This is a genomic window from Edaphosphingomonas fennica (genome assembly GCF_003034225.1).
GTDB classification, from domain to species: Bacteria; Pseudomonadota; Alphaproteobacteria; order Sphingomonadales; family Sphingomonadaceae; genus Sphingomonas_E; species Sphingomonas_E fennica.
Genome location: NZ_PHHF01000047.1, coordinates 36,454 through 48,351, shown reverse-complemented (window position 1 = coordinate 48,351; position 11,898 = coordinate 36,454). Strand labels below are relative to the sequence as shown.

The 11,898-nt window shown below is 66.7% G+C and carries 10 protein-coding genes; 7 read left to right on the top strand and 3 right to left on the bottom strand.

Going from position 1 to position 11,898, the window contains the following annotated elements:
- Genes hpnI through CV103_RS11485 form a run of 5 tightly spaced genes read left to right on the top strand, consistent with a single transcriptional unit; the run spans position 1 to position 5,399 of the window.
- Positions 1-1,131, top strand: coding sequence for a bacteriohopanetetrol glucosamine biosynthesis glycosyltransferase HpnI (gene hpnI / locus CV103_RS11505; RefSeq protein ID WP_107394989.1), 1,131 nt, complete (start codon positions 1-3; stop codon positions 1,129-1,131).
- On the top strand, positions 1,128-2,555 hold the full coding sequence (gene hpnJ, locus CV103_RS11500; RefSeq protein ID WP_015458569.1) for a hopanoid biosynthesis associated radical SAM protein HpnJ: 1,428 nt from the start codon (positions 1,128-1,130) through the stop codon (positions 2,553-2,555). Before hpnI ends, hpnJ begins: the two co-directional genes overlap by 4 nt.
- A gap of 14 nt (positions 2,556-2,569) precedes the next feature.
- On the top strand, positions 2,570-3,544 hold the full coding sequence (hpnK, locus tag CV103_RS11495; RefSeq protein WP_245896782.1) for a hopanoid biosynthesis-associated protein HpnK: 975 nt from the start codon (positions 2,570-2,572) through the stop codon (positions 3,542-3,544).
- Entirely contained in the window at positions 3,544-4,419 is an 876-nt protein-coding gene (locus CV103_RS11490) for an aminomethyltransferase (protein ID WP_107394988.1), read from the top strand. The genes hpnK and CV103_RS11490 overlap by 1 nt, the downstream gene beginning before the upstream one ends.
- Positions 4,416-5,399, top strand: coding sequence for a lysylphosphatidylglycerol synthase domain-containing protein (locus CV103_RS11485; protein WP_107394987.1), 984 nt, complete (start codon positions 4,416-4,418; stop codon positions 5,397-5,399). Before CV103_RS11490 ends, CV103_RS11485 begins: the two co-directional genes overlap by 4 nt.
- Positions 5,400-5,427: 28 nt before the next feature.
- On the opposite strand, the gene lepA is transcribed toward CV103_RS11485, so the two are convergent.
- Positions 5,428-7,251, bottom strand: coding sequence for a translation elongation factor 4 (lepA, locus tag CV103_RS11480; RefSeq protein ID WP_015458573.1), 1,824 nt, complete (start codon positions 7,249-7,251; stop codon positions 5,428-5,430).
- Between the two features lie 188 nt (positions 7,252-7,439).
- Here lepA and CV103_RS11475 point away from each other — a divergent pair, with 188 nt between their 5' ends.
- Positions 7,440-8,189, top strand: a complete 750-nt coding sequence (locus CV103_RS11475) for a CsgG/HfaB family protein (RefSeq protein WP_041865292.1) — start codon at positions 7,440-7,442, stop codon at positions 8,187-8,189.
- A 42-nt stretch (positions 8,190-8,231) separates the two neighbouring features.
- Here CV103_RS11475 and CV103_RS11470 read toward each other — a convergent pair whose 3' ends face one another.
- Both CV103_RS11470 and CV103_RS11465 read right to left on the bottom strand, forming a co-directional pair.
- The gene (locus CV103_RS11470; protein WP_070935146.1) at positions 8,232-9,242 is read right to left on the bottom strand and encodes an inorganic phosphate transporter; all 1,011 of its coding nucleotides are present in this window, start codon (positions 9,240-9,242) and stop codon (positions 8,232-8,234) included.
- Positions 9,243-9,260: 18 nt separating this feature from the next.
- A complete protein-coding gene (locus tag CV103_RS11465) occupies positions 9,261-10,373 on the bottom strand; it encodes a DUF47 family protein (protein WP_041864859.1) in 1,113 nt (370 codons plus the stop codon).
- A 140-nt stretch (positions 10,374-10,513) separates the two neighbouring features.
- Between CV103_RS11465 and CV103_RS11460 the strand changes: the two genes are divergently transcribed.
- Positions 10,514-11,821, top strand: a complete 1,308-nt coding sequence (locus tag CV103_RS11460; protein ID WP_107394986.1) for an FAD-dependent oxidoreductase — start codon at positions 10,514-10,516, stop codon at positions 11,819-11,821.
- Positions 11,822-11,898 lie beyond the last annotated feature (77 nt).

The following is an 11,898-nucleotide window of genomic DNA, read 5'->3' as shown; positions in this document are numbered from 1 at the left end:
ATGGCGGCGCGGTCTACAGTCGATCGCGTGACGATGACCGCGCTCCTGCTGCCGCAATGCCTCGCCGTCGCCGGCATCCTCTATACATTGGCCGCGACGATCCTTGCCGGACGCTGGAAATCCGCGCCGATACCGCCGGAAAACGGCCCGCCCGTCACGATCCTGAAGCCGCTCCACGGCGCCGAGCCGCTGCTGGCCGAAAATCTCCGCAGCTTCGTGGAGCAGGATTATCGCGGCGCGGTGGAGATCGTCTGCGGCGTGCACGACCCGGCCGATCCGGCGGCCGCCGTGGCCCGCGCGATCGACGGGCCGGTGGGGGTGCGCGCCGATCGCGCGCGCCACGGCAGCAACGGCAAGATATCCAATCTGATCAACATGATGTCCGACGCCAGCGGCGACATCATCATCCTGAGCGACAGCGATATCGCGGTGCCGCCCGATTATATCTCCCGCATCGTCGCCACGATCGCGCCTGCCGGCATGATCGCCACCTGCCTCTATGCCGGGCGGGGCGATGCCGGTGCCTGGTCCCGCATCGCCGCCGCCGGCATCAGCTGGCAGTTCCTGCCGTCCGTCATCGTCGGCCTCGCCACCGGGCGCGCCCGGCCGTGCATGGGATCGACCATCGCGATGCGCCGCGAAACGCTGGACCGCATCGGCGGCTTCGCCCCCTTCGCCGACGTGCTGGCGGACGACCACGCCATCGGTGCCGCCGCCCGCGCGGCGGGCTGCGAAGTGGCGATACCGCGCCTCATCGTCACCCATGGCTGCGCCGAGACGAGCCTTGCCGCCCTCACCCGCCACGAGCTGCGCTGGAACGCCACCATCCGCGGGCTCGACCCATGGGGCTATGCCGGCAGCATCGTCACCCATCCGCTGCCGCTCGCTCTTCTCGGCCTGAATTTGTGGCTGGTCGCCGCAGCGCTGGCCGCGCGCCTCGCCCTCGCGCTCCGCATCGACCGCCTCGCCGGCCGCCGCACCGCGCCGATCGCGCTGTTGCCGCTGCGCGACATCCTTTCCTTCATCCTCTTTCTCGGCGCCTTCGCCGTCCGCTCAATCGATTGGCGGGGAGGAAGATTTCGGCTAGGGAAGGATGGTCGGATGTCGGCGGATACGGAGTATCTGACGTGATGCGCTCGCTTTTTCTGCAAGCCCCCTCCTTCGACGGTTATGACGGCGGCGCCGGCGCGCGCTACCAGATGAAGCGCGAGGTCCGGTCCTTCTGGTATCCCACCTGGCTCGCCCAGCCGGCGGCGCTGGTGGAGGGATCGAAGCTGATCGACGCCCCCGCCCACGACCTTTCCTTCGACGACATCAAGCACGAAGCCTATGCGCGCGACCTGGTGATCCTCCACACCTCCACCCCTTCCTTCCGGCAGGACGTGAAGACGGCGGAGATGCTGAAGGCGCTGAATCCCGACCTGAAGATCGGCCTGATCGGCGCCAAGGTGGCGGTGCAGGCGCAGGAAAGCCTGGCGGCGTCCGAGGCGATCGACTTCGTCGCCCGCAACGAATTCGACTTCACGATCAAGGACGTCGCCGACGGCCAGAACTGGGCATCGATCAAGGGCATCAGCTATCGCAACGCGCAGGGGGTGATCGTCCATAATGACGACCGGCCGGTGCTGGAGGATATGGACGCGCTGCCCTTCGTCAGCCCGATCTACAAGCGCGACCTCGTGATCGAGAAATATTTCGGCGGCTATCTGAAGCATCCCTATGTGAGCTTCTACACCGGGCGCGGCTGCAAGAGCCGCTGCACCTTCTGCCTGTGGCCGCAGACCGTGGGCGGCCATAATTACCGCACCCGATCGATCGGCCATGTGATCGAGGAGGTGAAATATGTGATGCGGGAAATGCCGCAGGTGAAGGAGATATTCTTCGACGACGACACGCTGACCGATAACGCGCCGCGCGTCGAGGCGCTGGCCCGCGAGCTGGGCAAGCTGGGCGTCACCTGGTCCTGCAACGCCAAGGCCAACGTGCCCTATGATACGCTGAAGGTAATGAAGGACAACGGGCTGCGCCTGCTGCTGGTCGGCTATGAAAGCGGCAACCAGAAGATCCTGCACAATATCAAGAAGGGCCTGCGCGTCGATGTCGCCCGGCAGTTCACCAAGGATTGCCACGCGCTGGGCATCGTCATCCACGGCACCTTCATCCTGGGCCTGCCCGGCGAGACGAAGGAGACGATCGAGGAGACGATCCGCTACGCGCAGGAGATCAACCCCCACACCATCCAGGTATCGCTGGCCGCGCCCTATCCGGGCACCTTCCTCTACCGGCAGGCGACGGAGAATGGCTGGTTCGACGGGACGGACCATCTGCTGACCGACCATGGCAACCAGATCGCCCAGTTGAGCTACCCGCACCTGAACAGCACGGAGATCTTCGCGTCGGTCGAGGATTTCTACAAGCGCTTCTACTTCCGCCCGCGCAAGATCGGCGCGATCGTGGGCGAGATGATCCGCGACCAGGACATGATGAAGCGGCGGCTGCGCGAAGGGGTGGAATTCTTCCGCTTCCTGCGCCAGCGCAAGGAAGCGGTGGCCTGAAGGGGGGCGGGACGATGCGCTTTCCCGCCCATGCAGCCGCCCCGGCCGGCACCTTGTCCCGCCCCCCCGCCCATGGGCCGGGCTGGGCCGGCACCGAGCCGGGCGAGGCCGCGCCCGCGCCGCACGCGGCCAGGAGGCTGGTGATAACCGCCGACGATTTCGGCGCGTCGATCGCGGTGAACCGCGCCGTGGAGCGCGCGCATCGCGAAGGCGTGCTGACCGCGACCAGCCTGATGGTGGCGGGCGAGGCCGCGACCGACGCGATCGCCACCGCGCGCAAGCTGCCCATGCTGGGCGTGGGCCTGCATCTGGTGCTGGTCGACGGCCGGCCCACCTTGCCGCCCGATCGCGTGCCCGATCTGATCGATGGCGACGGCCGATTCCGCGCCAACATGGTGCGCGCGGGCGTGGACTTCTTCTTCCGCCCCGCCGTGCGGCGCCAGCTTGCCGAGGAGATCGAGGCGCAGTTCATCGCCTTCGGCGCGACCGGGCTGAAGCTGGATCATGTGAACGCCCACAAGCATTTCCACCTGCACCCGACCATCGCCGGCCTGATCGTGGAAATCGGCGCGCGTTTCGGCCTGCGCGCCGTGCGCGCGCCGGTGGAACCGCCCGAGCCGCTGGCCGAGGTGGAGCCGGCCAGTCCCGGCCGGCTGGCCGACCGCGTCGCCGCGCCATGGGCGCGGACGCTGCAGGCGCGCTTCGCGTCGGCGGGGCTGATCGTGCCCGATCAGGTGTTCGGCCTGCGCTGGTCCGGCCATATGCATGTCAGGCGGCTGACGGGCCTGATCGAGCATCTGCCGCCAGGCCTCACCGAAATCTATCTCCATCCCGCGACCGAGGCCGGCTTTGCCGGCCATGCGCCGGGTTACGATTATGAGGCCGAGCTGGCGGCGCTGGTGGACGAGCGGACGCGCGCCGCGCTTCGCCTGTCGGGCGCACGGCTGGGCAGCTTCACCGATTTCGAGGAAGAAAGGGTCGCGGCCTGATGGAGAGCATGAGCGCCCTTGCCCCCGCCGCCGCAGCCGGGGGCGCCCCGGCGCCGTTGGGCAGCGAGACGCACAAGACGCTGTTCTGCCGCACCCTGCTGGATACCCATGATCCCTACCGCCCCGCGCTTATCGAATGGCCGAAGCTGGACGCGGACACGCAGGGCAAGATCACCTCGCTGCCGATCTGGGACATCGCCGTCGCCACCGAGGGCCGGGCCGGCATGAACGTGCGCACCTTCGGCGAGGCGGTTTCCGACCCCCTCCTCAAGGAAGCGATCATGATGAACGCCTTCGAGGAGAGCCGCCACAAGCTGGTGCTGGCCGATATGGTGCAGGCCTATGGGATCGAACTGGCGCCCGAGCCCGAATATCGCCGCCCGCGCGATCCCGAATTCGCCTTCATGCGCACCGGATATTCCGAATGCATCGACAGCTTCTTCGGATTCGGCCTGTTCGATGTCGCCCGCAGATCGGGCTTTTTTCCGCCGGAGCTGGTCGACACGTTCGAGCCGGTGATGCGCGAGGAAGGGCGCCATATCCTGTTCTTCGTCAACTGGGTGGCCTGGTGGCGGCGCAACATGCCCTGGTGGCGCCGGCCTTGGTTCGAGCTGAAGGTGATCGCAGTGTGGATCGTGCTGATCCTCGAGCGGATCGACATGGCCAAGGGCATGGGCAGCAACACCAAGGCGCAGGAGAATAATTTCACGCTCAACGGTTCCAAGGAACTGGGCGTGGAAATCAGCTTTCCCGAGCTGGCCCGCATCTGCCTTGCCGAAAACGACCGGCGGCTGGCCCCTTATGACCGCCGCCTGATCCGGCCGCGCTTCGTGCCCGGCGCGATCCGCTTCGTGCTGCGCTTCATGCGATCGTGAAGGTCCCGTTCCGCTGGCCGCTGCTGGCGGCGACCGCGATCGGGCTCGCCATCGCGCTCTGGGCGATCGGCCGGGCGGGGCTGGGCGACATCATGGCCGCCGCCGGCCGGCTGGGCATCGGCGGCTTCCTGCTGCTGATCGCCTGTTCCTTCGCGGTGCTGGGCCTGCTGGGCGCGGCCTGGCTGACGGCGATGCCGGACGCATCCTTCCGCCGCCTGCCGCTCTTCACCTGGGCGCGGACGACGCGCGAAGGGGCGAGCGACCTGCTGCCCTTTTCCCAGATCGGCGGCATCGTGGTAGGGGCGTGGACGCTGATCGGCCGCGGCCTGCCGGCGACGCGGGTCTATGCCTCGATCATCGTCGACCTCACCACCGAGATGGCGGCGCAATTGCTGTTCACCCTGTTCGGCCTGTGGATGCTGGGGGCGATCCTGCTGGACGCCGATGCGATGCGATCGCTGCGCACGCTGACGCTGATCGGCGCGGGCGTGGCCGTGGCGGTGACGATCGCCTTCGCCCTTCTGCAGGTGCCGGCGCTGCGCTTCCTCGCCTTCCTCGCCCGGCGGATGCTGCCCAGGGCGGAGGTGGCGGTGGATGCGGTGGTGGCCGAACTGACGCGCTATTACCGGGTGCGGCGCGCGATCCTCGCCTCCTTCTTCTTCAACCTGCTCGCCTGGGCGGGGAGCGCGGCCTCGGCCTGGCTCACCCTGCGGCTGATGGGGGAGCATCAGACGATCTGGCACATCATAGCGCTGGAAAGCCTGATCTTCGCGCTGCGCAGCGCCGCCTTCGTGGTGCCGGGCGCGATCGGCATCCAGGAGGCGGGTTATATCCTGCTCGGCCCGATCTTCGGCATCGGGCCGGAGGCGGCGGTGGCGCTGTCGCTCGTCAAGCGGGCGCGGGACATCGCGATCGGCGTGCCGGCGCTCCTCATCTGGCAGATGGGCGGCGTGCGATCGGGCCTCAGGAAAAGCGCCTGAAACCGGGCGCCTTATCCCTCGTCACCCCTTATCCCTCATCACCCATGCGCAGCGCGGCGATGAAGGCTTCCTGCGGGATGCTGACCGAACCATATTCGCGCATCCGCTTCTTGCCTTCCTTCTGCTTTTCCAGAAGCTTGCGTTTGCGGGTCGCGTCGCCGCCATAGCATTTGGCGGTCACGTCCTTGCGCAGCGCCGCGATCGTCTCGCGCGCGATCACCTTGCCGCCGATCGCCGCCTGGATCGGGATCTTGAACATGTGGCGGGGGATCAGGTCCTTCAGCCGCTCGCACATGTGGCGGCCCCGCGCCTCGGCGGCGGCGCGGTGGACGATCATGCTGAGCGCATCGACCGGCTCGTTGTTGACGAGGATCGACATCTTCACGAGATCGCCCTCGCGATAGCCGATCTGGTGATAGTCGAAGCTGGCATAGCCGCGCGTGATCGATTTCAGGCGATCGTAGAAATCGAACACCACTTCGTTCAGCGGCAGCTCGTAGGTCACCTGCGCGCGGCCGCCCACATAAGTCAGGTTCTTCTGGATGCCGCGCCGATCCTGGCAGAGCTTGAGGATGCTGCCCAGATATTCGTCGGGCACGTAGATCGTCGCCTCGATCCACGGCTCCTCGATCATTTCGATCTTGTTGGGATCGGGCATGTCGGCGGGGTTGTGCAGCTCGATCGTCCGCGCCTCCGCCTCGCCCGCCGAACGGGTGAGCAGCAGGCGATAGACCACCGACGGCGCGGTGGTGATGAGGTCGAGATCATATTCGCGGGTCAGCCGCTCCTGGATGATCTCCAGGTGGAGCAGGCCGAGGAAGCCGCAGCGGAAGCCGAAGCCCAGCGCGGCGGACGTCTCCATCTCGAAGCTGAACGAGGCGTCGTTGAGGCGCAGCTTGGAGATCGATTCGCGCAATTTCTCGAAATCATTGGCGTCGACCGGGAAGAGGCCGCAGAACACCACCGACTGCACTTCCTTGAAGCCGGGCAGCGGCTCGGCCGCCGGCTTCTTCGCATCGGTGATGGTATCGCCGACGGCGGTCTGCGACACTTCCTTGATCTGGGCGGTGATGAAGCCGACCTCGCCGGGGCCGAGATCGCCGAGCTGCTCGATCTTCGGGCGGAAGCAGCCGACGCGATCGACCAGATGGGTGGTGCCGGCCTGCATGAACTTGATCTGCTGGCCCTTGCGGATCACGCCGTCGATCACGCGGATCAGGATGACGACGCCCAGATAGGGATCATACCAGCTATCCACCAGCATCGCCTTGAGTGGCGCGGTCGCATCGCCCTTGGGCGGCGGGATCTTGGCGACGATCGCCTCGAGAATGTCGTCGATGCCGATGCCCGACTTGGCCGACGCCAGCACCGCGCCCGATGCATCGAGGCCGATCACCTCCTCGATCTCCTCGCGCACCTTCTCGGGCTCGGCGGCCGGCAGGTCGATCTTGTTGATGACGGGCACGATCTCGTGATCATGCTCGATCGACTGGTAGACGTTGGCCAGCGTCTGCGCCTCCACGCCCTGCGCCGCGTCCACCACCAGCAGCGCGCCCTCGCAGGCGGCGAGGCTGCGCGAGACCTCATAGGCGAAGTCCACGTGCCCCGGCGTGTCCATCAGGTTCAGGACATAGCTCTGCCCGTCCTTCGCGGTATAATCGAGGCGCACGGTCTGCGCCTTGATGGTGATGCCGCGCTCCTTCTCGATATCCATGTTGTCGAGGACCTGGGCGGACATCTCGCGGTCCGAAAGCCCGCCGGTGCGCTGGATCAGGCGGTCGGCCAGCGTCGACTTGCCATGGTCGATATGCGCGATGATCGAGAAATTGCGGATACGGTCGAGCGGGGTCACGGAAAGGGCCGATCTTCTGGGATGGATGGAATTGGCGCCGCCGATAGCATCAAGCAGGCCGCTTGCCAAAGATATGTGAAATCCGCCGGCATGTGACCCGCGTCACAAAATCCGTTAAGGGGTTGGTGTTAACGCGCAGGCGTTATCGGGGGTCGCATAACTGGGAGGCATTTGTTGTGAAGAAGATCATGTTGCTCGCTGGCGCGTTGGCCAGCGTGGCCCTGCTGCCGCCCGCGGCCCAGGCGCAATCCTCGGCCCGCAAGCAGCAGACCGCCAAGCAGGCGGAGATCCCCGTCTGCACCCGCAAGCTGGGCACCATCGCCATCGTCGAGCCCGAGAATCAGTGGTGGCGTGAACTGAGCCTCGGCAGCCCCGAGGCGATCATCAAGACGTTCGTCCAGAAATCGGGCTGCTTCACGCTGGTCAATCGCGGCCGATCGCTCGCCAGCCGCAACATGGAGCGCGCGCTGGCCGATTCCGGCGAGCTTCAGGCCAAGTCCAATATCGGCAAGGGCCAGGTGAAGGCCGCCGATTATTTCCTGCAGCCGGATATCGTGAGTTCCAACAACAATGCCGGCGGCAATGCGCTGGGCGGCCTGCTGGGCGGCGTCCTCGGCCGCAACACGTTCGGCGCGCTGGCCGGCGGCCTTTCGATCAAGAAGAAGGAAGCCAACGTCACGCTTTCGGTCGTCAACGCCCGCACCACCGAGGAAGAGGCGCTGATCGAAGGCTATGCCCGCAAGCAGGATCTGGGCTTCGGCGCCGGCGCCGGCCTGTTCAGCGGCGGTGCCTTCGGCGCCGGCGGCGGCGGTTATGAGAATACCGAGATCGGCCAGGTGATCGTGCTCGCCTATCTCGATGCCTATACCAAGCTGGTCACCCAGCTCGGCGGCCTGCCCGCCGACGCATCGGCCGCGGCGCCCAAGGCGGCCAACTGATCGGGCAGGCGGGCGGCCCCGAGGTCGCCCGCCTGTTTCCGGTCACCAGGCGAAAAGACCCGCCAGCCAGTAGAAGAGCGCGCCGATCGCGGCCGCCGCCGGCAGCGTCACCACCCAGGCGACGACGATGCGGCTGGCGATGTTCCAGCGCACGGCCGACATGCGCCGTGCCGATCCCACACCGACGATCGCACCGGTGATGGTGTGCGTGGTCGATACCGGCACCCCCAGCCATGTCGCGCCGAACAGGGTGAGCGCGCCGCCCGTTTCCGCGCAGAAGCCCTGCGCCGGGGTGAGGCGGGTGATCTTCGATCCCATGGTGTGGACGATCTTCCATCCGCCCATCAGCGTGCCCAGCCCCATCGCCGCCTGGCAGCTTATCACCACCCAGAAAGGCACGTGGAATCCGCCGCTCAGCATCCCCTGCGAATAAAGCAGCACGGCGATGATCCCCATCGTCTTCTGCGCGTCATTGCCGCCATGGCCGAGCGAATAGAGCGATGCCGAGACGAGCTGGAGCTTGCGGAACCAGCGATCGGCAAGCGTGGGCGTGGCCTTCACGAACGCCCATGAGGTGATGAGCACCAGCACCAGCGCCAGCACCAGGCCGATGGTGGGCGACAGCACGATGGCGGCGGCCGTCTTGAACACGCCGCTCCACACCACCGCGTGCAGCCCCGCCTTGGCGGTGCCGGCGCCCAGAAGGCCGCCGATCAGCGCGTGGCTGCTGCTGGAAGGGATGCCCAGCCCCCAGGTGATGAGGTTCCACGATATCGCCCCCATCAGCGCGCCGAAGATCACATGGGCATCGACGATCTCCGCGCTGACGATGCCGCGCCCCACCGTCTCAGCGACATGCAGGCCGAAGAAAAGGAAGGCGATAAAGTTGAAGAAGGCGGCCCAGACCACCGCATATTGCGGGCGGAGCACCCGGGTGGAGACGATCGTCGCGATCGAGTTGGCGGCATCGTGCAGGCCGTTCAGGAAATCGAACAGCAAGGCGACGCCGATCAGCCCGATCAGCAGCGGCAGCGAAAGAGCAGCGGCTTCCATGATGATTGTCCGGCGCGATCAGGCGTGATCGATCACGAGACCCTGGATCTCGTTGGCCACGTCCTCGAACCGGTCGACGATCTTTTCCAGATGGCTGTAGATTTCGCGCCCGACGATGAATTCCAGCGGCTTGCTGTCGATATGGGCGCGGTAGAGCGCGCGCAGGCCGGCATCGTGGATCTCGTCGGCATGGCCTTCGATCCTGACCAGCCGTTCGGTCAGCTCATGCAGCCGCCCGCCATTGGTGCCGACGGACCGCAGCAGCGGCATCGCCTCCACCGTGATCCGCGCAGCCTCCACGATGATACCGGCCATGTCGCGCATCTGCGGCTCGAACCGGGTGATCTCGTAGAGGGTGATCGCCTTGGCGGTCTTGTTCATCTGGTCGATCGCATCGTCCATCACCCCGATCAGGCTGGTGATGGCGCTGCGGTCGAACGGGGTGATGAGGATACGGCGCACATCCTGCAGCACCTCGCGGATGATCTCGTCCGCTTCATGCTCGCGCTCGAAGATCTCGCGGACATGGTCCGCCATGTCGTCGCCGCCTTCCAGCAGCCGCGCGAGCGCGTCGGCGCCGGCGACCAGCGTGGCGGCATGATCCTCGAACTGTTCGAAGAAGCGCCCCTGTTTCGGCATCAAGGCCTGGAACCAGCGCAGCATCGGTATCGTAGCTCCCCAATTGCGGACGCAGGCGAGGCCGCGCTCCAGCAGGCCGGCGGGCGCGACGGGCGCCCGGAAACCGGCGATCAGTTGTTTCAGTTGCGGCTCGGCGACGGCATCCGCGGCCTCGGCCAGGGTGAACCATCGCGTCTCGCGCTCATCCTGCTCCGGCCATTCTTCCGCCTGCTTCAGCACCGCCAGCGGGAAGACCGCGACGGTGGCGTTGCGCGATTCGCCATTATTCTTTCTCTTGCGATAGCGATAGGTGCCGAGCGCGGACGGGCAGGGAATGCCCGATACGCCCGCTTCCTCATAAGCCTCGTGCGCGGCGGCGCGGTGCGGGTCGAGCCCGCGGATCGGATTGCCCTTGGGAATCACCCAGCGCCCCGTATCGCGGGAGGTGATGAGCATCACGCGCGCCGATCCGTCCGCCTCGATACGGTAGGGCAAGGCAGCGATCTGGCGGATGGGACGGGCTCCTTCGGGAATGCGCGGCTGTCATTGAAACGTAATATTGGCAAATGCAATCGCCAGCCGCCCGCCGGACGGCCCTTGTGCCGCGCCCGCACCGCGTTACCATCGTCCAAAATACTGGAGAGGCGAACGATATGCGGCATATCGCGATCATCGGTTCGGGCCCGGCGGGCTATTATACGGCGGAAGCCTGCCAGAAGCAGTTCGGCGACCAGGTGAGCATCGACATCATCGATCGTCTGCCCGTGCCCTACGGCCTCATCCGGTTCGGCGTCGCGCCGGATCACCAGTCGATCAAGGCGGTATCCCAGCGCTACGAGCAGGTATCGCTCAACCCCAATGTCCGGTTCGTCGGCAACATCACCGTCGGCGGCGAGGTGACGGTGGCGGAGCTGATCGCCCTCTATGACGCCGTGATCCTCGCCACCGGCGCACCCGTCGATCGCCCGCTCGGCATCCCCGGCGGCGACCTGCCCGGCGTCATCGGGTCGGCAGCCTTCGTCGGCTGGTATAACGGCCATCCCGATTTCGCCGGGCTCAACCCGCCACTCGACTGCGAGGGCGCGGTGGTGATCGGCAACGGCAATGTCGCGCTGGACGTGACGCGCATCCTCGCCAAGGCGCCGGCCGAGTTCGTCGGGTCGGATATCGTCGCCCACGCCTTCGAGGCGCTGGGCAATTCGGCCATCCGCAGGGTGACGATGGTGGGCCGCCGCGGCCCGCACGAAATGCAGATGACGCCGAAGGAGCTGGGCGAGCTCGGCCACCTCCAGCGCGCCGTGCCGCATGTCGACCCCGCCGATCTGCCGCCCGTGGAGGCCGATGCCGCGCTCGAGCCGGGCCAGCGCAAGGCGATGGGCCATCTGCGCGGCTTCGTCTCGCTCGCCCAGGACAAGGAGGTCGCGATCGACTTCGATTTCTTCGCCAAGCCGATTGCGATCGAGGGCGACGGCCGCGTCGAACGCCTGATCGTCGAGCGCACCCGGCCGATCGGCGACGGGCAGGTGGAAGGCACGGGCGAAACCTATGCGATCCCGTGCGGGCTGGTCGTATCCTGCATCGGCTATCGCACGCCGCCCATTCCCGGCGTGCCCTATGACGAGAGCGCCGGGCGATTCGCCAACAGCGAGGGCCGCGTGCCCGTGGACGGCGGCAACCTCTACGCCGTCGGCTGGGCCAGGCGGGGGCCGACCGGCACGATCGGCACGAATCGTCCCGATGGCTACAAGATCGCCGAGGAGATCGCCGCCGATCATCCCGCCCCCGCCAACAAGGCCGGCGGCAAGGGGCTGGACGTGCTGCTGGCCGAGCGCGGGGCGGACAAGGTGAGCTTCGCCGACTGGCAGAAAATCGAGGCGGCGGAGACCGCGCGCGCGCGCGACGGAGCCCCGCGCGAAAAATTCGTGGTGGTTGCGGACATGCTGGCTGCACGAGGCGCTTGAAAGCCGGAAAAATCCCCCCTATAGGCGCCCGACTTGGCAAGCAGTCGCGCCTTCCCGAGAGGCACAAAACAGCGATT

What these genes read in the sequence shown, in the direction of transcription:
- hpnI (WP_107394989.1), top strand. Translation starts at nt 1, where the DNA reads ATGGCGGCGCGGTCTACAGTCGATCGCGTGACGATGACCGCGCTCCTG.
- hpnK (WP_245896782.1), top strand. Translation starts at nt 2,570, where the DNA reads ATGCGCTTTCCCGCCCATGCAGCCGCCCCGGCCGGCACCTTGTCCCGC.
- CV103_RS11490 (WP_107394988.1), top strand. Translation starts at nt 3,544, where the DNA reads ATGGAGAGCATGAGCGCCCTTGCCCCCGCCGCCGCAGCCGGGGGCGCC.
- CV103_RS11475 (WP_041865292.1), top strand. Translation starts at nt 7,440, where the DNA reads ATGTTGCTCGCTGGCGCGTTGGCCAGCGTGGCCCTGCTGCCGCCCGCG.
- CV103_RS11470 (WP_070935146.1), bottom strand. Translation starts at nt 9,242, where the DNA reads ATGGAAGCCGCTGCTCTTTCGCTGCCGCTGCTGATCGGGCTGATCGGC.
- CV103_RS11460 (WP_107394986.1), top strand. Translation starts at nt 10,514, where the DNA reads ATGCGGCATATCGCGATCATCGGTTCGGGCCCGGCGGGCTATTATACG.